The sequence below is a fragment of the Stenotrophomonas sp. YJH_SMC_122 genome (assembly GCF_059369535.1).
Genome location: NZ_JCAFST010000003.1, coordinates 264,976 through 289,054, shown reverse-complemented (window position 1 = coordinate 289,054; position 24,079 = coordinate 264,976). Strand labels below are relative to the sequence as shown.

Sequence of the window (24,079 nt, the reverse complement as noted above, 5' to 3'; positions counted from 1 at the left end):
TCTGACAGATGGTCGCTGCTGTTGGTGGGTGTCGACCTTGGTCGACACATCTGTCAGATATCGAAATACATCTGGGGTCAGATCCGTTTTCCTTCGGAAAACGGATCTGACTCCGAGCGTCGTTCCGACAGATCGCGGAAAACTATCGAAGGCGGGGTGGGTCCGGTTGCGGGAGTGTCCGCGGCATGGATGCCGCGGCCAAGCCCCCATGGATGGGTTTACGGCGTCTCCCGCAACCGGATCCACCCCGCCATCCCAAGGAATGCAGGCTTTTGACGTTGACGTTGATTCTGCAGGTGCAGGGCTGCAAGCCCTGCAATAAACCCTACCTGCCCATCGCCCTGGCGATCGCCTCCACCAGCAGCTCACCGGTTACTGGCTTGCGCAGGAACCCGCCAATGCCGGCTGCTTCCACCTGCTGCTGCAGGTCCGGATCGGTGCGTGCGGTCACCGCCAGCAACGGCAGCATGTAGCCCTGGTTACGCAGGTGCTGGGCCAGTTCGAAACCGCTCAGGCCCGGCAGGTCCAGATCCAGCAGGCCGACGTCGAAATCGCCGGCACTGATCTCGCGCAGCGCCGCCAGCGCATGGCCGGCATGCACCACCTCGTGGCCGCGTGCGCTCAACAGGCCACGCACCACGTCGGCCACGGTGGCATCGTCCTCGACCAGCAGCACCCGCAGCGGAGGCATGTTCGCCGTTTCGTCGCGATGCCCCTCGGCCGATGCCTCGGCATCGCTGTTCACCACCAGCGGCAATGGCAAGGTCACGCCGAAACAGGTGCCCCGGCCCAGCTGGCTCTCCACCTGGATCCGCCCCTGCATCGCATGCGCCAGCTCGCGGCAGATCGCCAGACCGAGGCCACTGCCACCGTACTGCGCCGCGGTACGTGCACCATCGGCCTGCTCGAAGCGACGGAACAGGCGCTGCTGTTGTTCCTGGCTGATGCCCGGGCCGGTATCGCGCACCTCGAAGTGCAGCGCACGCAGCTCGCCATCGCAACGTGCGTGCAGGGTGATAGTGCCGCGGCTGGTGAATTTCACTGCGTTCGACAGCAGGTTGAGCAGGATCTGCCGCACGCGCATGGCATCACCGGTCGCCTGCAGGCCCGGCGGCAGCTGGTTGTCGAGGACGAAGCGCAGGCCCTTCTGTGCAGCCAGCGGGCCCATCAGCGCCGCCAGATCCTGCAACAGGCCATTCAACGCAAACGACTGCGACTGCAGTTCCAGGCGCCCCGACTCGATCCGCGCCAGGTCCAGCGCATCGTTGACCAGGTGCAGCAGGTGCTCGCCAGCATGCCGGATCGACTGCGTGTAGCCACGCTGCTGCGGGTCCAGTGGCGAGGCCAGCAGCAGCTCGCTCATGCCCAGCACGCCGGTCATCGGCGTACGGATCTCATGGCCAAGGTTGGCCAGGAAGCGGGTCTTGGCCGCCGACGCCTGCTCGGCCAGTTCCTGCTTGTGCAGCGCCAGCTGGTAGGCGTGGCGCCGCTGCAGGCGGCGTCGGTACAACCAGGCAAACCAGCTGGTCAGCAGCAACCCCACCGACGCCAGCACCAGCAGGCCGGACAGGCTGCGCCACCACGGCGGCTGCACGCGGAATTCCAGGCTCTGCACCCGCGACCACACATGGTCGGCCGACCGGGCCTGTACTTCCAGCCGGTAGCTGCCCGGCGCCAGGCGCGAGAACAGGCGCTCGCCGGCCGGGCCGACTTCGACCCAATCGGGGTCGTAGCCGGCCAGGCGGTAGCGGTACGTATTGGACGCGGAGTCGGCGAAGGACAGCAATCGCGCGACGATGCGCAGGTCGCGGTCGCCATCGGCGATCTGCAACGGCGCATCGTGGGTCATGTCCAGCACCTGCTCGTTGCGGCGCACTTCCACCCGCTCGATCACCAGCGGGGCGCGACGGACCGAAGGCCGTACCTGCTCCGGGTCGAACACCACCGCGCCCGCCGCCGTTCCGGCCACCAGGTGGCCATCGGCCGCTGCGATCAAGGTGTGCTCGCGGAATTCCTGGCTTGGCAGGCCGTCGTGCACGCCGTACAGGCGCACGCTCTGCCCATCGGCACTGACGCGTACCAGGCCGCGTGCGCTGGTCGCCCAGGCCACGCCCTGCGCATCCACCACCAGGCCGGAGGCGGAGATCGCCGGATAGCCCTGTTCGGCACCGACCACCGCCTGCCGTTCCAGCCGCCCCTGGCTCCAGCGGTAACGGGACAGGCGACCATCCTCGGACAACCAGACCTGGCCGTCACGGCCCACATGCAACGCATGGATCGCCGTTGCCGGCGCACCCGGCACCGGCTGGAAGCGCTCGCTTTCCGGCAGCCACTGCAGCAGGCCACGGCTGCTGGCCAGCCAGATGTGGTCCTGCGGACCGCATTCCACATCGAGGTTGAGCTGGCCCTGCTGCAGGCCGCGCTGGCCATTGTCCAGCTGGCGCCGAACGTGGCCGTCGAGGTCGCGCTGCTGCAGGCCTGCGGGCAGCATCAACCAGAGGCTGTCGCCGTCGCAGGTCATCATCGCTTCGACGACCCCTTCCATCGCCGCATCTGCACCGGCATCACGGCCCCAACGACGCAGTTCGCGCCGTTGCGGGTCGTAGCGCACCAGCGCATCGGTCGATCCAATCCAGACCTGGCCGCGCCGGTCCTCACGCACCGAGGTCAACCAGTGCATGCCATTGACCCAGGTGCGATGCTGCTCGATCCTGCCGGTCTTCGGATCGAAGCGGTCCAGCGCGCCATGGCTGCCCACCGTCCAGACGCCGCCGTTGCTGGAGGGGCTGGTACCCAGCACGAGCGCATTGCGCAGCGAGCTGGGGTCGTCCTCCAGGCGCGACAGCACCGAGAACTGCCACCAGCGTGGCAGCAGGTGCCACAGCCCGGCATTGGTGCTGGCCAACCAGATGCCACCTTCGCGGTCCTCGTAGGCCCCGGTCCAGTTCGGCCGTACCGGACCGCGCGCGATCGCGCTGTACAGCGGCACGGTCTGGTACTGGCCATCGACCGCACGCCCCAGCCCGGTGCGCGTATCCAGCCAGTGCCCGCCCTGCTCGTCGCGCAGCATCATGCCCAGCACCTGCTCGCCCGGCGGCAGCTTCCACGGGGGGGCTTCGAAGCGGCCATCCGGGCGGCGCACGGTGGCGCCGGCCATCGTGCTGATCCAAAGGCTGCCATCCGGTTCGGCGGTCAGCCCGTTGATCAGCAGGCTGGGGATGATGTCCGTGCCGACACGCTCGAAGTCGGTCCCGGTCCAGCGCGCCACGCCATGCTTGGTGCCGATCCACAGGCTGCCATCGGCCAGCGTGGCCAGGTAGGGCACCGACGACGAAGGCAGGCTGCGCGGATTGTTCGGCTCGGGCAGGAAGCGCTGCAGGCGATCCTGGCTGTCCAGGCGGTACAGGCCGCCTTCGTGGGTACCGAACCAGATCGAGCCATCAGGTGTACTGGCCAGGCTCCAGACCGTGTTGGTACCCATCAACGGCTGGCTGCTGCGGTCGTAGAAGTGCAGCTGGCGGCGGTCGGCCGACATGCGCACCAGGCCGGCGTTCTCGGTGCCTATCCACAACTGGTTGCGGGCATCGACCAGCACCGTCCAGATGCGGTTGTCACGCAGTCCATCCTCGGAACGCCACACGCGGTAGGTGCGGCCGTCATAGCGGGCCAGGCCATCGTTGGTGGCGATCCACAGGTAGCCGTAACGGTCCTCGGCCATGCGGTTGACGGTATTGGATGGCAGGCCATCGAACACCGTCACCTGCCGCGGGCTCGGAGGCACCGGCTGTGCCGCAGCGGGCAACGCGCAGCACAGGAGGACCAGCAGCAGCATCGCCGCCCGCAGATACACCACCGATTGCCTCCTCACGCTGGTCCTGATGATTCCCGCGCTGCGGGCGTCGGCATGGTAAACCGAAAGTCGCGCCGTTCACGCCCGGCGTCGGCGTCGTCACGCAGTCGCCTGTCGTTTCGCGCGCGCCTGGACGATGGCCGTCACCAGCAGGTCGCCGGTCACCGGCTTGCGCAGGAAGCCATCGAAGCCCGCGGCCAGCACCTGGGTTTCGGCATAGGCATCGGAACGCGCGGTCACCGCCACCAGCGGCAGTTCATAGCCCATGGTACGCAGCTGGCGGGCGATGGCCGTACCGTCCAGCGCGGGCAGATCGAGATCGAGCAGGCCGACGTCGAAACCATCGGTGGCGATCTCCGACAGCGCGCCCAGGCCATGCAGCACGTGGACCACCTCATGCCCGCGCACGCGCAGCAGACCGGCGATGACCTCGGCCACCGTGGCATCGTCCTCGACCAGCAGGATGCGCAGCGGCGGCAGTTCCGGCAGGGCCGCCACGTCGCCCGCACTGTTGGCGGCCTGGCGCGTCCAGGGCAGGGGCAGGCGCACGCGGAACCGCGCGCCCTTGCCAGGCTGGCTGTCCACTTCGATGCGCCCCCCCATCGCCACCGCCAGTTCCTGGCAGATCGCCAGCCCCAGCCCACTGCCGCCGTAGCGCGACGCGGTACGCGGGCCGTCGGCCTGTTCGAAACGATGGAACAGGCGCTGCTGCTGCTCGGCGTTGATGCCCGGGCCGCTGTCATGGACTTCGAAGCACAGGCCGCCCTTTTCTTCCAGGCGTACGGCCAGGCCGACGTGGCCGCGCTCGGTGAATTTGATCGCGTTGCCGAGCAGGTTCAGCAGGATCTGGCGCACGCGCATCTCGTCGCCACTGACACTGATCGGCCCGGGCGGGTCATCGCCGCGCTGGAACACCAGCTGGCGTTGCTGCGCCATCGGCTGCATCAGGCCCTGCACCTGGTCCAGCAGGTCCCCCAGATCGAACGGGCGCAGGTCCAGCTCCAGCCGCCCGGCTTCGATCCGGGCCAGGTCCAGGGCATCGTTGACCAGCCGCAGCAGATGGCTGCCGGCCTGCTGGATGGACCCGGCGTAGCCGCGCTGCACCGGATCCAGCGGGGTCGCCAGCAGCAGTTCGCTCATGCCCAGCACGCCGGTCATCGGCGTGCGGACTTCGTGGCCCAGCGTGGCCAGGAAACGGCTCTTGGCCTGCGAGGCCTGCTCGGCCAGCTGCTGCTTGTGCACCGTCAGCTGCCATTGCTGGCGGCGGCGCAGCCGCGCGCGGATCGACCAGACCAGAACCACCAGCAGCAACGACCCCAGCAGGATGTAGCCGAATATCGCCATGCCGCTGCGCCACCACGGCGGCAGCACCTTCACCTGCAACTGCTGCGAAGGTGTCCACGCGCCCCGGGCGGTCGCGGCCTGCACCTCGATGACATAGCGGCCGGTCGGCAGCCGCGACAGGGTGCGCTGGCCATCGCCCCCCTGCTCCACCCAGTCCTGGTCGTAACCCTGCACGCGGAAACGGTACCGGTTGCCCTGCGGGCTGGCATAGGACAGCAGCCGCGCATCGATCTGCAGATCGCGGTCGTCCGGTCCCAGCAGCAGGGTGCCGGTGAGCGGCAGCGGTTGCCAGCCGCGTGCGTCGTCGCGGCGCACCCGTACTTCGGCGATCACCAGCGATGAAGGCGGCAGCACCGTGTCGTCGGCATTCACATCAAAGGCGACCAGGCCGGTCTGGGTAACCGCCAACACGCGGCCATCGGCATTGACCGCAGGTGGCCGACCGGTGAACTCGGCATCGGACAGCCCATCGCGTTCATTGAACTGTTGCAGGCGCCGCGTCTTCGGGTCCCACCGCAGCAGGCCGCGCGGCGTCGTGGCCCACAGCTGGCCATTGTCGGCCAGCGCCAGCCCCCCCATGGTCACCGGCGGCACGCCCGCACTGCCGTCGATGCGCTGGATCAGGCGCAGGCTCATGCCATCCCACTGGTAGCGCTCGAAGGCGCCTTGGCGCGCCAGCCACAACTGCTGCGGATCGATCCATACCAGATCGTAGATCGGACCGCGCGAAACACCGGGCACTGCCTCGAAGCGTCCGGCCTGCTCACGCCAGATGCCCATGTCGCCCATCACCCAGGGCCGGCCGTGGGCGTCGAAGCGGATCTGCTCGATCGGCGCATCGGCCGTCCCGCGGAAATGTTCCAGCGGATGGCTGTGCAGCAGCCGGCCCTCTGCATCGCGCTGCTGCAGGTCCAGGCCCATCACCGACACCCACACCGTGCCATCAGGGGCCTGCCGCATCAGGTCGATGCGCTGGCGCAGGTCGGCACTGCCATCGATCCGCAGATCACGCAATGCGCCGGTGGCCGGATCGTAGACGGTGATGCGGCCGCCGCGTCCCAGCCACAGGCGACCATCCGGGCGCGGCAGCACCGACCACACCACGCCGTTGCCGAGCTGCCGGTCGCTGGCCAGCAGACGCAGGGTGCCCTGCGCATCGAGCTGGTACACCCCTCGCGCCGAGCCGACGTAGTAGTTCTTCCCGTCGCTGGCCGCGCTCAACAGGTACTGGCTGTCCAGCGGCTTGCCGTCGAGCTGGTTCCAGATCGAGAAGCGCCGCCAGTCCGGTGGCAGATAGGCCAGGCCCTGGGTCAGCAACGCCACCCACAGTCCGCCCTCGTGGTCCTGCAGCAGGTCAAGCACACCGCTGTGCGCGGTCAGGAAGCCGCTGCCGCGGTCCCCTTCCAGCCGGCGCAACGCCGCCGCATCCCCTCGCAACAGGCCATCGGAGGTACCCGCCCAGTAGCCCCCCTGGCGATCGGCCAGGACCAGGGCCGACCGCAGCTGGGCACTGTCGGCCCATCGCGGGCGACTGACCCGGTCCTGCCCATCGATGCGATAGAGGCCATCGTTCTGGCTGCCTACCCAGATCGAACCGTCTGCATCACGGCTCAACCGGAGCACGCTCAGCCTACCCAGTTCCCGCGCGGCCACCGGCTCGAAGCCGCTGCCGTTCCAACGCGCCACACCGGCTTCGGTGCCGACCCACAGGCGGCCCCGCGCGTCGACCAGGCTGGTGAAGATGCTGTTGCTGGGCAGGCCACCCGGGTGCGCGGGATCACGGGTGTAGAGGCGCACGCTACCGTCTTCGCCGAAACGGCAGACGCCATGGTTGTTGGTCCCGATCCACAAGGCGTCGTCGACATAGGCCAGTGCCCAGAACTGCCCCTGGCAGGTGGAATTGACCGTATCGAAGGTCTGGAAGCGCTCGCGGTCGGCATCCAGGCGTGCCACGCCCTTGCCGTTGATGCCCACCCAGACCCGGTCCAGCGGGTCGATCAGCAGGGTCTCGATCTCGTTGCCAGGCAACGAGCCCGGCTGTTCCGGGTCGTGCTCCCAGACCCGCAGGCTGTTGCCGTCATAGCGGGCGAGTCCACCATCGGTGGCAGCCCACACGTGGCCCTGGCGATCCTCGGCCAGCGCCACCACCATGCGAGACGGCAAGCCTTCGGCGGCACCGAAGCGGCGCAGGCGTGGTGTTTCTGCCATGTCCAGGGTCGCAGCCGCCGTGGCCATCGCCATCAGCAGCAGTCCCATACCTGCGATGCCACGGCACCACAGGCGCCAGCCGCTCGTCATCCTGAACCCCCTGTCCTGCGCCGATTGTCACACAGGGCCGGGTTCATGGCTGCAACAGCCTGTTTCCAGCGGCGGCACCACCACGAACTGTTGCACCCATGCACGCAACGTTGGCAGGGGGCTGTGCGTATGATCGCAGCGTCCCCTTCCGGAGCCCGCCATCGATGCGTCCCTGCCTGGCCCTGTTGCCGATGCTGCTCGCCACCGCCCCCGCCTGGGCGGCCGCTGACACCTATCGCCTCGATCCGGTGCACACGCGGGTGCTGTTCTCGATCGACCACGCAGGCTACTCGCAGGCCATGGGCACGGTATCGGGCAGCGAGGGGCGCGTGCGGTTCGATCCCGACAACTGGCGCGACGCCACCGTGGAAGTGGATATTCCGGTGTCGCGACTGGACCTTGGTGATGCCAAGTGGAACCAGGCCACGTTGGCCCGCAGCCTGCTCGACGGCGAGCGTTTCCCGACCGCGCGATTCGTCTCCACCAAGGTCGAGCCGATCGATGCCAGGCGCGCGCACGTGACCGGCACGCTGACCCTGCGCGGGGTCAGCCAGGAAATCACGCTGGATGTCACCCTCAACGCCATCAAGCGCTACCCGCTTCCCCCGTTCCGACGCACCGCCGGTTTTTCCGCCAGCACCACGCTGAGCCGGCGCGCGTTCGGCATCACCGCCTGGCCGGGCGTCATCGGTGATGCAGTACAGCTGAGGATCGAGGCTGAAGCCACCCTCGACCGCAGCGACGCCCCGGGAACTCCCGCTCCCGTTCCGCACTCCGACCCCAAGACGGCCCCCTAGAGGACCCCTCATGACCGCCAAGAACACCCCCGCCGCCTGGGGGAGTGTCAGCCAGATCCTGCATTGGTTGATCGCACTGCTGATCCTCGCCCTGGGCGTGGTCGGCCTGACCATGGGTGAACTGCCCAAGACCCCGAAGTACTTCTGGGTCTACACCGCGCACAAGTCGATCGGCATCACCGTGCTGGCGCTGGTGCTGTTCCGCCTGGGCTGGCGCCTGTACGCCGGTGCACCGAAGCCGGTGCCGGGCGTGCCCAGCTGGCAGGAGCGCATCGCCAGCGCCACCCACGTGCTGCTGTACGTGCTGATGTTCGCCATCCCGCTGTCGGGCTGGCTGTACGACTCGGCCAGCGGCCTGCGCCCGTTCCGCTGGTTCGGCCTGGTCGACGTGCCCAAGCTGAGCGGCCCCGACCCGCAGGTTGTCGCGGTATCGCATGCCATCCACGAATACGGCTTCTGGCTGTTGATCGCGGTGGTGCTGGCCCATGCCGGCGCTGCCTTCTACCACCACCTGTTCCAGCGCGATGCAACGCTGTCCCGCATGTTGCCGCGCGGCTGGCTTGCCTCCCCTCAGAAGGACTGACCGATGAACCTGAAACTGACCACTCCGGCCGCCGTGGCCGCCGCCCTGGCCGGCATGCTGGCCACCGCCCCGGCACTCGCCGCGGACTATGCACAGGCCCCGGGTGCCGGCTCGATCCTGGTGTTCGCCACCAAGTACGACGGTGAAGTGTTCACCGGCAGCTTCCCGGGCTTCGCCACCAAGGCCAGCTTCGACCCGGCCAACCCGGCCGCCGGCTCGCTGGATGTGGTGATCCCGCTCGCCGCTGCCAAGAGCGGCAACAGCGACCGCGATTCGACCCTGCAGGGTGCCGACTTCTTCAATGTCGGCAAGTTCGCCACCGCGCGTTACACCGCCAAGGGTTTCCGCGCGGTGGGCAACGACCAGTTCGCCGCCGATGGCACGCTGGAACTGCGCGGCGTCAGCAAGCCGGTCACGCTGACCTTCACCTGGAAGCCAGGCACCCAGCCGGTACTGACCGGCAAGGCCACGGTCAAGCGACTGGACTTCGGCGTCGGCGGCGGTGACTGGGCCGACACCAAGACCATCCCGGACGAAACCGCGATCAGCACGATCGTGAAGTTCGACGCGAAATGAACCGCATCTGGTAGTGCCGGCCGCTGGCCGGCATCACCGGGAACAGAGGGGGTGCCGGCCAGCGGCCGGCACTACCGATCGACGGCCAACCACGCCTGCACCGTGGCTGCGTCGAACGGCCAGTCCAGCTCGCGGTCGCCGCGCTCGTCACGCAGCACCGGCACCCGCGTGCCGTAGCGCGCTTCCAGCGCCGGCTGGTCATCCAGGAACACCGATTCGAACTCCGGCGCCCGTGCCCTGGCCAGCTCGGCCAGGGCCATGTCGCACAGGTGGCAATCGTCACGTTGGATAAGGGTCAACACCGGCCGGGCTCCCGTGGCGGAAATGCTGCGCCGCAGCCATGGAAGTGCGGCGTGAACCGCTAGAATAGCGATCTCTTCCGGTACCCGCAGTACGGCAACCATGGCTGTCAGCACGTTCGACGTTTTCAAGATCGGCATTGGCCCGAGTTCCTCGCACACCGTCGGGCCGATGAAGGCCGCCGAGCGATTCATCCATCGCTGGCTGCTCGACCCGGGCCGCCTGCACGAGGTCGCGCGCATCCGCGCCGATGTCTATGGCTCGCTGGCACTGACCGGCCGCGGCCACGGCACCGACAAGGCGATCCTGCTGGGCCTGGAAGGCCAGCGGCCGAACCTGATCGACCCGGACATCATTCCGGCCACGCTGGAGCGCATCCGCAGCAGCAAGCGCATCCAGCTGATGGGCCAGCACGAGATCGCCTTCGACGAGAAGCGCGACCTCGGCATGAACAAGCGCCAGAAGCTGCCCTACCACACCAACGGCATGCGCTTCACTGCCTACAACGCCGACGACGAAGTGATCGCCACCCGCGACTACTACTCGGTCGGCGGTGGCTTCGTGGTCAACCAGGACGACGCGGCCGATGATCGCATCGTGCCCGACGAGACCCCGCTGCCCTACCCGTTCAAGAGCGGCGATGAGCTGCTGGCGCAGACCGCGCGCAGCGGCCTGAGCATTGCCCAGCTGATGTTCGAGAACGAGAAGTGCTGGCGCAGCGAAGACGAGATCCGCGCGCAGCTGCGCGAGATCTGGAGTGCGATGCAGTCGTGCGTGGCGCGCGGCATCCGCGAGGAAGGCGTGCTGCCGGGCGGCCTGAAGGTGGGCCGTCGTGCGCCGGCGTTGTACCGCGAGCTGTCGTCGAAGCCGGAAGCGGCGATGCGCGACCCGCTGACGACGCTGGACTGGGTCAATCTGTACGCACTGGCAGTGAACGAAGAAAACGCGGCCGGTGGTCGCGTGGTGACCGCGCCGACCAACGGTGCGGCCGGTGTGCTGCCGGCGGTGCTGCACTACTTCGATCGCTTCTGCCCGGGCGCGAACGAACAGCGCGTGTTCGACTTCCTTCTGACCTCGGCGGCGATCGGCATCCTCTACAAGGAAAACGCCTCGATTTCCGGCGCCGAAGTGGGCTGCCAGGGCGAGGTTGGCGTGGCCTGCTCGATGGCGGCCGGTGGCCTGGTCGCGGCACTGGGTGGCAACCCCAGCCAGATCGAGAACGCCGCGGAAATCGGCATGGAACACAACCTGGGCCTGACCTGCGACCCGATCGGTGGCCTGGTGCAGATCCCCTGCATCGAACGCAACGCGATGGGTGCGGTGAAGGCGATCAATGCCTCGCGCATGGCGATGCGCGGTGACGGCAAGCACAAGGTATCGCTGGACAAGGTGATCAAGACCATGCGCGATACCGGCCGCGACATGCAGGACAAGTACAAGGAAACCAGCCGCGGTGGCCTGGCGGTGAACGTCATCGAGTGCTGAGATCTAGAGCCGGGCACCTGCCCGGCTGATGGGGCAGGAGCAGCCGGGCGTGGCCCCGGCTCTACATCGGACGACACCATCACCGCGTTCCGGTTAGGCTCGGGGCTCCCCCACTCCGGATTGCCCCATGCGCGTGATCGCTGCCGCCCTGCTTGCCTGCCTTCCGCTGACCGCGCTGGCCGCCCCCACCTACGGGCCGCGGCTGGAAGGTTTCGACTACGGCTATCCGGTGAAGACCTTCGCGCTGGAATCGCAGCGGCAGCCGCTGGAGATGGCCTACCTGGACATCGCGCCGAAGAAGGCCCCCATCGGCGTGGTGGTGCTGCTGCACGGCAAGAATTTCTGCGCGGCCACCTGGAAGGAATCGATCAAGCCGCTGGTTGCCGCCGGCTATCGGGTGATCGCTCCGGACCAGGTCGGCTTCTGCAAATCCAGCAAGCCCGAGCGCTACCAGTACACGTTCGCACAGCTGGCAGCCAACACCCATGCCCTGCTGCAGCAGCTGCAACTGGGCGACGTGCCGGTGCACCTGGTCGGTCATTCGATGGGTGGCATGCTGGCAGTGCGCTACGCGCTGATGTACCCGCAGGACCTGCGCAGCCTGTCGCTGGTCAACCCGATCGGTCTGGAAGACTGGAAGGCGCTGGGCGTCCCCTGGCGCAGCGTCGATGCGTGGTATGCCGGTGAAATGAACATCAGCTACGACAGCATCCGCCGCTACCAGCTGGATGTGTACTACGACGGCAAATGGAAGCCGGCCTACGAACCCTGGGCGCGGATGCAGTCAGGCATGTACGAAGGGCCCGGCAAGCAGGCCGTTGCATGGAGCCAGGCGCTGGCCTCGGACATGGTGTTCAACCAGCCGGTGGTCTACGAACTGAAGAACCTGCAGGTGCCGACCACGCTGTTCATCGGCCAGAAGGACCGCACCGCGATCGGCCGCGACCTGGCGCCGCCTGCGGTGAAGGCGACGCTGGGCAACTATCCAGCGCTCGGCAAGGCGGCGGCCGCAGCGATTCCCAGCGCGACGCTGGTCGAGTTCGCCGAACTGGGCCATTCGCCGCAGGTGCAGGACCCGAAGCAGTTCAACGCCGCGTTGCTGAAGGCATTGAAGGCGCATTGAACGGCAGCCCTCCCCTGTAGAGCCGAGCCCATGCTCGGCTTATCCAGCAGGAGGGGATTTTGCCAGCAGCAGCCGAGCATGGGCTCGGCTCTACAGAAGCAGTGCGATCAGCCGACGATCCGCAGCACGTCATCCAGCAACGCGGCGGCGGTGACTTCCGCGCCCGCACCCGGGCCCTGGATCAACAGCGGCTGGCGACGGTAGCGATCACTGTGGATGGCGACGCGGTTGTCGGTGCCCGCGCCCTGCGCCAAGGGATGGTCGGCCGGAAGCTCGCGCAGGCCCACCTGCGCACCGTCACCGTCAACACGGCCAACGAAACGCAACACGCGGCCGTTTTCGCGTGCCTGCTGCCAACGCGCCTGCAGCGGCGCATCCAGCTGCTCCAGCGCAGCCACTGCGCCCTCCAGCGGCAACGCGGCCAGCGTGTCAGGTACCAGTGAATCCACCTGCACCTGCGAAGCATCCAGCGCCAGCCCGCTGCTGCGGGCCAGGATCAGCAGCTTGCGGCGCACGTCCTCGCCGGACAGGTCAAGCCGCGGATCCGGCTCGGTGTAGCCGGCCGCCAGCGCCTCGCGCACCGCCGCCGAGAACGGCGACTTGCCGTCATAGCGATGGAACAGCCACGCCAGCGAACCGGACAGCACGCCCTCGATGGCATGGATGTGATCACCACCGGCCACCAGTGCGCGCAGGCTGCTCAGCAGCGGCAGCCCGGCGCCGACGGTTGCGCTGTCGCCATAGCGCGCACCACTGTCGGCACAGCTCTCCGCAATGGCCTGCGCGCGTGCCAGCTGCGCACCACGGCCCAGCTTGTTGGCGGTCACCACATGCACGCCCCTCGCCAGCCACTGCACGTGGCACGCGGCCACGTCTTCGCTGGCGGTGGCATCGACCACCACATCGCCACGCTCCAGCCCTTCGGTGCTGGCCCACGCCGGCGAACTCTGGCCATCGCGTGGCGCACGTCGCGCCAGTTCCAGCGGCAACGCCAGGTCACGATCGATCTCCAGCGCAGTGCGCGAGTTGGCCAGCCATTGCACGCTCGGCAGTTCCAGCCCACGAGCCTGCAGCGTCTGGTAGCGCTGCACGAAGGCCGAGCCGACCGTGCCGGTACCGAGCAGCGCCAGGCGTCCCGCGCCCAGCGCCGGAATTTCAGCAGCGAGTGCGCTCATGCATCCACCACCTGTTTGCGGCGTGCGGCCGCATCGATCACGACTTCGGCGCGCTGCAGCGCGGCACCGAGATCGGCCAGCAGGTCGCGCTCGGCCTCGATGCCGACCGACAGGCGCAGCAGCCCTTCGCTGATGCCAGCGGCGGCACGTGCTTCTGCGGTCATCGCCGCATGGGTCATGGTCGCCGGATGCGCGATCAGGCTTTCGACGCCGCCCAGCGATTCGGCCAGGGTGAAGCAGCGCAGGCCATCCACGAATGCGCGCACTGCCGCGTGCGGATCTTCACCAGCGCAGTGCGCAAGCTCGAACGACAGCATCGCACCGAAGCCGTTCTGCTGGCGTGCGGCGATGGCATGGCCGGGATGTTCGGCCAGGCCAGGGTAGTACACCGTGCCGACCGCCGGATGCTGATCCAGCAGGGCGACGATCGAGGCGGTATTTTCCTGGTGCACGCGCAGGCGCGCATCCAGCGTGCGCAGGCCGCGCAGGGTCAGGAAGGCATCGAACGGGGAACCGGTCAGGCCCAGCGCGTTGCCCCACCACACCAGCTGCTCGTGCAGCGCCGGATCGCGCGCGACCACCGCCCCACCCACCACATCGCTGTGGCCATTGATGTACTTGGTGGTGGAATGCAGCACCAGGTCCGCACCAAACGACAGCGGCTGCTGCAGCGCCGGTGACAGGAAGGTGTTGTCGACCACCACGAGGGCACCGGCCTTGTGCGCGGCATCGATGACGAAGCGCAGGTCGGTGATGCGCAGCAGCGGGTTGGACGGCGTTTCCACCAGCACCAGCTTCGGCTGGGTGGCCAACGCCTGCGCCAGTGCACGCGGATCGGTCAGGTCGGCGGTGACCAGTTCAAAGTGGCCCTTCCTGGCCAGCGCATTGAACAGGCGCCAGCTGCCGCCGTACGCATCGTGCGGCACCACCAGGGCATCGCCCGGCTGCAGCAGTGCGTTCAGCACCAGGTTGATCGCGCCCATGCCGGTGGCGGTGACTACACCACCGACGCCGCCTTCCAGTTCGGCCAGCGCCTCACCCAGCAGGTCGCGGGTCGGGTTGCCACTGCGCGTGTAGTCGTACTGGCGCTTGTTGCCGAAGCCTTCGAAGCTGAAGTTCGACGACAGCACGATCGGCGGCGTGACCGCGCCATGCGCGGTGTCCCGATCGATGCCGGCACGGACGGCGGCAGTGGTGCGACTACAGGACGGCTCGTTGGCGTGCAGGCTCATGCGGACTCTCCAGAGGTGCGGAAGGCAGTGGCGAGGATCGCATCGATGCGATCGGTTTCTTTGAGGAAGGCGTCGTGGCCATAGGGCGAACGCAGCACGCGCAGGCTGCCCCGCGGGCCCAGCCCTTCGACCAGGCCGACCAGGTCGGCCAGCGGCACCAGGCGGTCGCCCTCCACGGCCACCACCACGGTCGGCGGCAGGATCGCGGCGGGGTCGACACGGTGCAGGTCGATCGATTCGGACAGCCGCAGGTAGGCGGTCACCGGCGTGCGCGCGACGTACTGTGCGCCGGCGGCGTCGAGGTAGTCTTCGGCGGCCACGCGCACGCGGCCATTGATGACCTCCGGGGCAGCGTCGAAGCGCTCGCCGAATTCTTCCGGGGTGCGGTAGCTGAGCATGGCGAACTGCCGCGCCAGGGCCAGGCCGTGGTCTTCGCCGCACTGCAGCTGGCCGAGGGCGACGGCGCGGCGCTGCAGCGCGCGCCACGCGGCGGCATAGGGATGCGGGCGGTGCGCGCCGCTGGCCAGCACCAGCTGGCGCACGCGGGCGCGGTGGCGGATCGCGAACTGCTGGCCGACCAGCGCGCCATACGAATAGCCGACGAAGGCCTTCAGCGTGCGGATGCCGAGATGGTCCAGCAGCAGCGCCAGCGCATCGGCCTGGTCGGCGGTATCGATCGGCACATCCAGCGCACCGTCGGCACCGATGAAGTCGAAGGCCAGCACGCGCAGTTGCTGCGGATCCAGCGCGCGGCCACTACCCACAAGCGCTTCGGCCCAGCCCTTCTCGCTGAACTGTGCGTTGGACGCCACGTGGCGATGCGCGGAAATGCCACCGGCCAGCACCACCACCGGCGCGTTGGCCGGGCCGACCCACTCATAGCGCAGGCGCACCGGGCTGGGGCCTGCATGACGCATCGACAGCACCGCGGCGAACTCACCGCGCTCGGCGTGCACGCGGTCTGCGACCGGCACGCTGACGGGGACAAAGGGTTCGGGGCGAATGGCGGTACTGGCAGCGAAGCTCATGGCGGGATCCGGTTGGGGAATCGGCCATCGAGCCTTCGCGGGCCCGCGTTCGAGATGCACGTGGGGTGCATGGTTCGAACCATCTTTCGGTGGACGCCACGGTCCCCGCAGGATTTGGCACCTACGCAGACGCTTGCGCGCCTGCGGGCTGCCCCGGCTTCAAAGGGCCTGTCCCTCTGCCGGTCTCGATGGTGGAGCCACGATGCCAGCCCTTTCCGGCACTGTCAATCCCTTCATGCGGATAAAGCGATAGATATTTTCAGGATCACTCTGCGAGGGCCGTCCCGGTCGCCCCGTTCAGGATCGGGTACAGTCCCGGCGGTCCTCTCGCTGGAAACGCCGATGCCGCGCCTGCCCCTGTCCTGCCTGCTGTTGCCTCTGCTGGCGAGCGCGACCGCACACGCCAGCGACTGGCGCCAGGGCTGGGGACTGGCTCCCCCTTCCGCCCGTGCCACCCGCGCAGGCAGTGCCGAGAGCGCCGCCCCCATGGCCCAGTTGCGCCTGCAGCCGGTCGGTACGCAATGGCAGGCGCGGATCGACAACGGGCTGGCAGGGCCGCTGCAGATCCAGCTGCGCGCCGCGCCCGGACACCCGGTCGAAGGCCTCCCGGTCGAGTCGCTGATCCAGGGCGACAGCAGCCTGGTGGTCGGCCACCTGCCCGCCCCGATCGATGGCCGCATGCTGGATCTGCGACTGCAGTCGGTGCCGGGCAACCCGGCCGCGCAGGCCGAAGATGTCGCCTATCGCCTGCCGTTCGATGCGGCCCGCCTGCGTGTGGACCAGGCGCCGCAGGGGCGATTCAGCCATGACGACGAGGAGAACCGCGACGCGGTCGACTTCGCACTGCCGGAGGGCACCCTGGTGCTGGCCGCGCGCGAGGGCACGGTGATGCAGATCCAGGATGGCTTCCGTGGCAACGGCCAGGACCGCGAGCGCGATGGTGCCCGTGCCAATTTCATCCGCGTGCTGCACAGCGACGGCAGCATGGCCCTGTACGGCCACCTCCAGGCCGGCGGCATGCGTGTGCGCCGCGGCCAGGCGGTGGGAGCCGGGCAACCGATCGGCCTGTCCGGCAACAGCGGCTACAGCACTGCGCCGCACCTGCACTTCGTGGTGCAGGTCAACCGCGGCATGGGCCTGCGCTCGGTGCCGGTGCGCATCTTCGCCGGGCAGGGCCAGCTGCAGTTCGCCCGCCACGGCGAGGCCGACGGCGGTATCGGGCGCTGACCGGCCCCGGCCGGTATAATCGGGCGCTTATCTCTTTGAAAAGCGCCCCGGGCGGGCGCCACTGCCATGTCCGAAGTCGCCAACGAAGCGTCGCGTCGCCGCACCTTCGCCATCATCTCCCACCCTGACGCCGGCAAGACCACGCTGACCGAAAAGCTGCTGCTGTTCGGAGGCGCGATCCAGATGGCCGGTTCGGTCAAGGGCCGCAAGGCCGCCCGCCACGCCACCTCCGACTGGATGGCGCTGGAAAAGGAGCGCGGCATCTCCGTCACCTCCTCGGTGATGCAGTTCCCGTACGAAGGCAAGATCGTCAACCTGCTCGACACCCCTGGCCACGCCGACTTCGGCGAGGACACCTACCGCGTGCTGACCGCAGTGGACTCGGCGCTGATGGTGATCGACGTGGCCAAGGGCGTGGAAGAGCGCACCATCAAGCTGATGGAGGTGTGCCGCCTGCGCGACACCCCGATCATGACCTTCATCAACAAGCTCGACCGCGAGGGCAAGGACCCGATCGAGCTGCTGGATGAAGTGGAGACCGTGCTCGGCATCCAGTGCGCGCCGGTGACCTGGCCGATCGGCATGGGCCAGCGCCTGAAGGGCGTGGTCCACCTGCTGACCGGCGAAGTGCACCTGTACGAACCGGGTCGCAACTTCACCCGCCAGGACTCGACCATCTTCCCGTCCATCGATGCGCCCGGCCTGGCCGAGAAGATCGGTGCGCAGATGCTGGCCGACCTGCGCGACGAACTGGAACTGGTGCAGGGCGCCAGCCATCCGTTCGATCTGGACGCTTACCGCGCCGGCAAGCAGACTCCGGTGTTCTTCGGCTCGGGCGTGAACAACTTCGGCGTGCAGCCGCTGCTGGACTTCTTCGTCGAGCATGCGCCGTCGCCGCAGGCGCGAACCACTACCGGCCGCGAAATCGCACCGGAAGAGAACAGGCTGACCGGCTTCGTGTTCAAGATCCAGGCCAACATGGACCCGCAGCACCGTGACCGCGTGGCATTCATGCGGGTCTGTTCGGGCCGTTTCAGCGCCGGCATGAAGACCTTCCACGTGCGCACCGGCAAGGAAATGAAGCTGGCCAACGCGCTGACCTTCATGGCCAGCGACCGCGAGATCGCGGCCGAAGCGTGGCCCGGCGATGTGATCGGCATCCACAACCACGGCACCATCTCCATCGGCGATACCTTCACCGAAGGCGAAGCGGTGACCTTCACCGGCATTCCCAACTTCGCCCCGGAACTGTTCCGCCGCGCACGCCTGCGTGATCCGCTCAAGCTCAAGCAGCTGCAGAAGGGCCTGGCCCAGCTGTCCGAGGAAGGCGCGACCCAGTTCTTCCGCCCGCTGACCAGCAACGACCTGATCCTGGGTGCGGTCGGCGTGCTGCAGTTCGACGTGGCGGCCTATCGCCTGAAGGACGAGTACGGCGTGGAAGCCACCTTCGAGCCGGTCAGCGTGACCACCGCGCGTTGGGTCCACTGCAGCAACGAGAAGAAGCTGGAAGAATTCCGCGAGAAGAATGCCTTGAACCTGGCCCTGGATGCGGCCGGTCACCTGGTCTACCTCGCTCCGACCCGGGTCAACCTGCAGCTGGCCCAGGAACGCTCGCCGGATGTGCGTTTCTCCGCCACACGCGAAGCGGCGCACACCGTTTCGGCAGGCTGATGCCACGGGGTCGGATCCCTTTCCGCAAGGAAAGGGCTCTGACCCCGCCGTCGCAACGCAGGGATTCACGCACCATACGGTGACGGGCGTGCACGCATCGCCCATCGCGGCGATGATAGGTGGGTGCGGGTCCCCCTCCCCGCGAACAATGCCTACGCCATGTCCACGACGTCCATTGCTTCGATCCGTGAAGAAATCGCCAGCGCCCTGACCCATGGCCTGGGCGCGGTATTCGCCCTGGCCGCCAGCGCGGTGTTGATCACCCTGGCTGCGATCTACGGCGACGGCTGGCAGCTGGCCAGCGCGATCGTATTCGGCATCGCGCTGTTGCTGCTGTACACCGCTTCCACCCTGTACCACGCCATCCAGCATCCGGTCGCCAAGGGCCGGTTGAAGGTGTTCGACCACTGCGCGATCTATGTGCTGATCGCGGGCACCTATACCCCGTTCACCCTGATCGGCCTGCGCGGCCCGTGGGGCTGGGGCCTGTTCAGCGCGATCTGGGCGCTCGCGCTGGGCGGTGTGGTGTTCAAGCTGTTCTACACCGGCCGCTTCAAGGTGCTCTCGACGGTGATCTACATCGCCATGGGCTGGCTGGTGGTCGTGGCGATCAAGCCGATGTGGGCCTCGATCGATGGCGGCACCCTCGCCTGGCTGTTCGCCGGCGGCCTGTCATACACGCTGGGGACCTACTTCTACCACCGTGAATCGATCCCGTACTCGCATGCCATCTGGCACCTGTTCGTGATCGGCGGCAGCGTCTGCCACTTCGTCGCGGTCACCATGCAGGTACTGTAAACGGCCGCTCGCGGGCGGCGCGTGCACGCCATGCACATGGACGCTTCGCGCCCTGTCCACGAAGACGGGGCAACCATGGCAGCGTGAATGCTGCCACCTCCCCTGCCGCAAAGCGCACGACCCGCTGGCGCGTCCGCCGCCCCGGCCCACGAGGCCGGCGCTGGCTCACGATCCTGATTTTCCTGCTGGCGGCGGTCCTGGTACTGATCGCGTTGTGGGACTGGAACTGGTTCAAGGGGCCGGTCGAGCGCGCGGTGCAGGCGCGTACCGGCCGTGTACTGCACATCGGGAACCTGGATGTCGACCTCGGCCGCACCAGCACGATCCGCGCCGATGCGATCACCTTCGCCAATGCCGGTTGGGCGAAGCAGCCGAACATGGCCACGGCCGACCGCGTCGAGATCGACGTGCGCGTGTGGCCCCTGCTGCGCGGCAGCGTGCAGCTGCCGGAAGTGCGCCTGACCCGGCCGGACGTGCTGCTGGAAACCGCCCCACGCAAGGGCGAGCCGGGCAACTGGGACTTCCTCGGTGACAGCGCCGGCGGCACCAGCCCGCAGCTCAAGCGCCTGCGCATCGACGACGGCCGACTGCAGTTCCTTGACGCGCCGGGCCGTACCGACATCCGCGTGGGCGTGCGCAGCGGCCAGCCGAAGCAGGCCGATGCCTCGCCGCCGCTGCTGGTGCAGGGCAAGGGCCACTGGCAGGGCAACCCGTTCACCCTGCAGGGCGGAACCGAATCACCGCTGGAACTGACCAACAGCGACCACCCGTTCCGCATCCACCTCGACGGCCGCGCCGGCGCCACCCACGCGGTGGCCAGCGGCACGCTGACCAATCCGTTCCAGCTGCGCGTGTTCGACCTGCAGTTCGCGCTCAGTGGCCAGGACCTGGCCGATCTCTACCCATTGCTCGGCATCGCCATTCCGCCGTCCCCGCCCTACGCGTTGAACGGACGCCTGAAGCGCGACCACGACGTCTGGCGTTACGACGGCTTCACCGGCAAGGTGGGCGACAGCGACCTCGGTGGCAGTCTTCAGTTCGAGGTGGGCCGCGACCGTCCGCGGCTGACCGCGACGCTGGAATCCAAGCGCCTGGACTTCGATGACCTGGCCGGCTTCGTCGGCGCGCCGCCGAAGACCGGCGGCGGCGAAACCGCCAATGCGGAGCAGAAGGCCGAGGCCGCACGGGTGGCCGCGCGCGCGCGCGTGCTTCCGGACACGCCCTACAACCTCGGCAAGCTGCGTGCGATGGATGCCGATGTGCGCTGGAAGGCCCACCGCATCAACGCACCGTCATTGCCATTGGACGACATGGACGCCCATCTGCTGCTGGATGACGGGGTGCTGCGGTTGGCCCCGCTGAACTTCGGCGTCGCCGGCGGCGATATCCGCAGCACCATCCGCATGGACGCACGCCAGCCGCAGATCAACACCGCGCTGAAGGCAAGCGTACGCGGCGTTCAGCTGGGCCAGCTGTTCCCCGATGCCAAGCTGGCCGAACAGGCCAAGGGCGGCATCGGCGGTGAGGTGGACCTGAATGGCCGCGGCAATTCGATCGCCGCGATGCTCGGCAGCAGCAGCGGCAAGGTCGGCCTGGCGATGGGCCGTGGCCATGTCGGCAACCTGGTGATGGAGCTGGCCGGCCTGGACATCACCGAATCGCTGAAATTCCTGGTGACCGGCGACAAGCAGATTCCCCTGCGCTGCGCCTTCGCCGACTTCGGTGTGCGCGACGGCCTGATGACCAGCCAGGCGCTGGCGGTGGACACCACCGACACGATCCTCATCGGCGAAGGCACCGTCAGCCTGCGCGACGAAACCCTGGACCTGCTGTTGAAGCCGCGCCCGAAGGACAGGAGCATCCTGGTACTGCGCTCGCCGCTGCACATTGCCGGCACGTTCAAGGACCCGTCGTTCCGCCCGGACTTCAAGGCGCTGGGCATCCGCGGTGCGGTGGCCCTGGCGCTGGGCAGCATTGCCCCGCCAGCGGCGTTGCTGGCAACCATCGAACTGGGGCCGGGCAAGGATGCCGACTGCGGGGGGCAGTATGCGAAGTAGGGTTACAGCGTTGTTCGCGGCGCCTGCATTGATCGCGGCCTGAGGGGGACGGGTGACGCAGGCAGGACACGCCGCAAGTACGTCCCTGTAGGCTCGATGGCGCCATCCATGGCGCCATCGAGCCCCCATGGATGGGTTTACGGCGTGTCCTGCCCAGCCGCACCCTCCGCCTCCCAACGTATCAGGAAGGCGCTGCTGTGGCTTTGGCTGTGGCTCTGGCTTCGAAAAGCGGGCCGGCGGGCCGCAGGCCCGCCAGCGACACCCTCACCCGGCAACGATGTACTGCTGCAGCTGGTCCAGCTCCCGCCGCTGCGCATCGATCACCGACTTCACCAGGTCGCCGATGGAGATCACCCCCAGCACCTGCGCGCCCTCCACGACCGGCAGGTGGCGGATGCGGTAATCGGTCACCAACTGCAGGCAATGCTCCACCTGCTCACCCGGCGACACCGTCACCACCTGCGACGTCATGATCTCTGCCACCGCCGTATCACGCGAAGAGCGATCACGCAACACGATCTTGCGCGCGTAATCACGCTCGGACAGGATTCCCACCAGCCGCGGGCCGTCCATCACCAGCACCGCACCGATGCCCTTTTCCGCCATCAACCGGATCGCATCGATCACCGCCGCATCCGGCGCGACCGCATGTACTTCAGGAGACTTGCCGTCCAACAGTTGCCGTACCGTGGTCATCTGCCTGCCCTCCCAGGGTGGGTTGCGGGACCGAGTCTGCCACGGACGATGCTAGCCAGGCGTCAACCAGGTACAACGGCCGCTGCTTGGACTCCTCGTACAGCCGCCCCAGGTACTCGCCGATCAGGCCAAGCGCGATCAGCTGCACGCCGCCCAGGAACAGGATCACCGCCATCATCGTCGGCCAGCCCGCCACCCGGTCGCCATACAGGGCCGCCTTCACGATCACCCACAGGCCGAACACGAAAGCGACGGCCGCGGTTGCCAGCCCGAGGTAGGTCGCCGCCCGCAACGGCACGGTCGAGAACCCGGTGATGCCTTCGAGGGCGAAATTCCACAGCCGCCACAGGCTGAACTTGCTGGTGCCGGCCACACGCGCGTGGCGGTGGTAGGGCACGGCGATCCGCTTGAATCCCACCCAGCTGAAAAGTCCCTTCATGAAGCGGTGGCGCTCGCGCATCCCGCGCAGGGCGTTCAGCGCGCGCGGTGACAGCAGGCGGAAGTCCCCGGTATCGGCCGGAATCGGTGTCCGCGACAGGCGGCCCATCACCCGATAGAACATCGCTGCCGTGGCGCGCTTGATCCAGGCCTCGCCATCGCGGGCCATGCGCGTGCCGTAGACGTTGTCATGCCCTTCGCGCCAGCGCGCGACGAACTGCGGCACCAGCTCCGGCGGGTCCTGGCCGTCGGCATCGAGGATCATCGCCGCACCCTCGTGCACCAGATCCAGGCCGGCGGTCAGCGCGGCTTCCTTGCCGAAGTTGCGCGACAGCTTCAGCGCCGATACGCGTGCATCGGCCTGGGCCAGCCCGGCGATCACTTCCCAGGTGCGGTCATGGCTGCCGTCGTCCACGTAGAGGATGTGACCGTCGATGTCGGGCATGCCGTCGAGCACCGCGCACAGCCGTGGATGCAGCAGCGGCAGTGCCAGGGCCTCGTTGTAGGCGGCGATGACGAAGGTAAGCCGTTCGCGGGTCATGGCCGGATTGTACGTTGCCGGCACGCGCCCGGCCCGTCGCCTGCCAATTGCAGGGCCAGGCTCAGTCCTCCGACAGATAGGACGCACCACCCAGCTGGCGCGCCTGGCGTTGGATCCACGCGGCCCGCCGCTGCACATACGGCCCAGGCTTTGCCGCATTGTAGCGACGCGGTGCCGGCAACACCGCGGCCAGGCGCGCGCTCTCGGCCGGGCTCAGCCGGGCAGCATCCTTGCCCCAGAATTTCTGCGCTGCCGCTTGCGCGCCATACACACCATCACCGAATTCGGCAATGTTGGCGTACATCTCCAGGATCCGCTCCTTTGGCCACAGCGCCTCGATCAGCACCGTGTACCAGACTTCCAGGCCCTTGCGGATCCAGCTTCGGCCCTGCCACAGGAACAGGTTCTTGGCCACCTGCTGGCTGATCGTGCTGGCGCCGCGCAGGCGCCCGCCCCTGGCGTTGTGGTCGCGCGCCTTTTCGATGGCCTGCAGGTCGAAGCCGTTGTGGTCGGGGAAGCGCTGGTCCTCGGCCGCCACCAGCGAGATCGGTAGGCTCGGCGCCATCTGGTCGAGGTCGCGCCACTGGTAATGCAGCCGATAGGACCAGTCGGCCTCGCCCAGCGCCTCGCCATAGCGCCACAGCATCACCATGGACACCGGCGGGTCGATGAACCGCAGCACCAGCACCTGCAGACAGCTGAAGGCGGCCAGCAGCACCGGCAGCCACAGCAGCCGCTTCCAGCGCCAGCGTCGCCGGCGCGGCGCGGCGACCACCGCCTCTACCTTGTGCTGCTCTCCCGCTGCCCCCATTACTGGTGCATCCTTCTTCTGTCTGGTTGTCGGCGCATTATCCGGCAAC

The 24,079-nt window shown here is 68.0% G+C and carries 18 protein-coding genes and 1 riboswitch; of the genes, 9 read left to right on the top strand and 9 right to left on the bottom strand.

Annotated elements, in window-relative coordinates; genetic code table 11:
• Nucleotides 1–325: 325 nt before the first annotated feature.
• Nucleotides 326–3,853 carry a hybrid sensor histidine kinase/response regulator gene (locus tag AC5P66_RS06625; protein WP_049415875.1) on the bottom strand — a complete coding sequence of 1,176 codons (3,528 nt, stop codon included), beginning with the start codon at nucleotides 3,851–3,853 and terminating at the stop codon, nucleotides 326–328.
• A 96-nt stretch (nucleotides 3,854–3,949) separates the two neighbouring features.
• Nucleotides 3,950–7,492 carry a hybrid sensor histidine kinase/response regulator gene (locus AC5P66_RS06620; RefSeq protein WP_099494735.1) on the bottom strand — a complete coding sequence of 1,181 codons (3,543 nt, stop codon included), beginning with the start codon at nucleotides 7,490–7,492 and terminating at the stop codon, nucleotides 3,950–3,952.
• A gap of 164 nt (nucleotides 7,493–7,656) precedes the next feature.
• Here AC5P66_RS06620 and AC5P66_RS06615 point away from each other — a divergent pair, with 164 nt between their 5' ends.
• The 3 genes from AC5P66_RS06615 to AC5P66_RS06605 are packed head-to-tail and all read left to right on the top strand — an operon-like array spanning nucleotide 7,657 to nucleotide 9,448.
• Nucleotides 7,657–8,289 carry a YceI family protein gene (locus AC5P66_RS06615; RefSeq protein WP_049415878.1) on the top strand — a complete coding sequence of 211 codons (633 nt, stop codon included), beginning with the start codon at nucleotides 7,657–7,659 and terminating at the stop codon, nucleotides 8,287–8,289.
• A gap of 10 nt (nucleotides 8,290–8,299) precedes the next feature.
• Nucleotides 8,300–8,872: a cytochrome b gene (locus AC5P66_RS06610; protein ID WP_005410672.1), complete on the top strand. Its 573-nt coding sequence runs from the start codon at nucleotides 8,300–8,302 to the stop codon at nucleotides 8,870–8,872.
• A gap of 3 nt (nucleotides 8,873–8,875) precedes the next feature.
• A complete protein-coding gene (locus AC5P66_RS06605; protein WP_111097204.1) occupies nucleotides 8,876–9,448 on the top strand; it encodes a YceI family protein in 573 nt (190 codons plus the stop codon).
• A 71-nt stretch (nucleotides 9,449–9,519) separates the two neighbouring features.
• On the opposite strand, the gene AC5P66_RS06600 is transcribed toward AC5P66_RS06605, so the two are convergent.
• Complete coding sequence (locus AC5P66_RS06600; RefSeq protein WP_032954410.1) at nucleotides 9,520–9,750, bottom strand: glutaredoxin family protein; 231 nt, start codon at nucleotides 9,748–9,750, stop codon at nucleotides 9,520–9,522.
• Between the two features lie 100 nt (nucleotides 9,751–9,850).
• Between AC5P66_RS06600 and AC5P66_RS06595 the strand changes: the two genes are divergently transcribed.
• A complete protein-coding gene (locus AC5P66_RS06595) occupies nucleotides 9,851–11,233 on the top strand; it encodes an L-serine ammonia-lyase (protein WP_049415888.1) in 1,383 nt (460 codons plus the stop codon).
• Nucleotides 11,234–11,360: 127 nt separating this feature from the next.
• A complete protein-coding gene (locus tag AC5P66_RS06590) occupies nucleotides 11,361–12,356 on the top strand; it encodes an alpha/beta fold hydrolase (protein WP_049438721.1) in 996 nt (331 codons plus the stop codon).
• A gap of 107 nt (nucleotides 12,357–12,463) precedes the next feature.
• On the opposite strand, the gene AC5P66_RS06585 is transcribed toward AC5P66_RS06590, so the two are convergent.
• Genes AC5P66_RS06585 through metX form a run of 3 tightly spaced genes read right to left on the bottom strand, consistent with a single transcriptional unit; the run spans nucleotide 12,464 to nucleotide 15,791 of the window.
• Nucleotides 12,464–13,531, bottom strand: coding sequence for a homoserine dehydrogenase family protein (locus tag AC5P66_RS06585; RefSeq protein WP_099494734.1), 1,068 nt, complete (start codon nucleotides 13,529–13,531; stop codon nucleotides 12,464–12,466).
• The gene (locus tag AC5P66_RS06580) at nucleotides 13,528–14,763 is read right to left on the bottom strand and encodes an O-succinylhomoserine (thiol)-lyase (protein ID WP_099494733.1); all 1,236 of its coding nucleotides are present in this window, start codon (nucleotides 14,761–14,763) and stop codon (nucleotides 13,528–13,530) included. The genes AC5P66_RS06585 and AC5P66_RS06580 overlap by 4 nt, the downstream gene beginning before the upstream one ends.
• Nucleotides 14,760–15,791 (bottom strand): homoserine O-succinyltransferase MetX, encoded by a 1,032-nt coding sequence (gene metX, locus AC5P66_RS06575; protein WP_049415906.1) that lies wholly within the window; start codon nucleotides 15,789–15,791, stop codon nucleotides 14,760–14,762. The genes AC5P66_RS06580 and metX overlap by 4 nt, the downstream gene beginning before the upstream one ends.
• A gap of 76 nt (nucleotides 15,792–15,867) precedes the next feature.
• Nucleotides 15,868–15,986, bottom strand: a riboswitch (SAM riboswitch).
• A gap of 147 nt (nucleotides 15,987–16,133) precedes the next feature.
• Between metX and AC5P66_RS06570 the strand changes: the two genes are divergently transcribed.
• The 4 genes from AC5P66_RS06570 (at nucleotide 16,134) to AC5P66_RS06555 (ending at nucleotide 21,544) form a co-directional block, all read left to right on the top strand.
• Nucleotides 16,134–17,018, top strand: a complete 885-nt coding sequence (locus AC5P66_RS06570; RefSeq protein ID WP_049415909.1) for a M23 family metallopeptidase — start codon at nucleotides 16,134–16,136, stop codon at nucleotides 17,016–17,018.
• 66 nt (nucleotides 17,019–17,084) lie between these two features.
• Entirely contained in the window at nucleotides 17,085–18,689 is a 1,605-nt protein-coding gene (locus tag AC5P66_RS06565) for a peptide chain release factor 3 (RefSeq protein ID WP_099494732.1), read from the top strand.
• Nucleotides 18,690–18,848: 159 nt separating this feature from the next.
• Nucleotides 18,849–19,487 (top strand): PAQR family membrane homeostasis protein TrhA, encoded by a 639-nt coding sequence (gene trhA / locus AC5P66_RS06560; protein WP_049439695.1) that lies wholly within the window; start codon nucleotides 18,849–18,851, stop codon nucleotides 19,485–19,487.
• A gap of 83 nt (nucleotides 19,488–19,570) precedes the next feature.
• Nucleotides 19,571–21,544 (top strand): AsmA family protein, encoded by a 1,974-nt coding sequence (locus AC5P66_RS06555; RefSeq protein WP_049415916.1) that lies wholly within the window; start codon nucleotides 19,571–19,573, stop codon nucleotides 21,542–21,544.
• 264 nt (nucleotides 21,545–21,808) lie between these two features.
• Here the strand turns inward: AC5P66_RS06555 and AC5P66_RS06550 are convergent, their stop codons facing one another.
• The 3 genes from AC5P66_RS06550 to mtgA all read right to left on the bottom strand — a co-directional run bounded on the left by AC5P66_RS06550 (nucleotide 21,809) and on the right by mtgA (nucleotide 24,030).
• Entirely contained in the window at nucleotides 21,809–22,240 is a 432-nt protein-coding gene (locus tag AC5P66_RS06550; RefSeq protein ID WP_005418405.1) for a CBS domain-containing protein, read from the bottom strand.
• The gene (locus AC5P66_RS06545) at nucleotides 22,200–23,219 is read right to left on the bottom strand and encodes a glycosyltransferase family 2 protein (protein ID WP_049412233.1); all 1,020 of its coding nucleotides are present in this window, start codon (nucleotides 23,217–23,219) and stop codon (nucleotides 22,200–22,202) included. The genes AC5P66_RS06550 and AC5P66_RS06545 overlap by 41 nt, the downstream gene beginning before the upstream one ends.
• Nucleotides 23,220–23,280: 61 nt before the next feature.
• Nucleotides 23,281–24,030 carry a monofunctional biosynthetic peptidoglycan transglycosylase gene (gene mtgA, locus AC5P66_RS06540; RefSeq protein ID WP_005418407.1) on the bottom strand — a complete coding sequence of 250 codons (750 nt, stop codon included), beginning with the start codon at nucleotides 24,028–24,030 and terminating at the stop codon, nucleotides 23,281–23,283.
• Nucleotides 24,031–24,079: the final 49 nt, after the last annotated feature.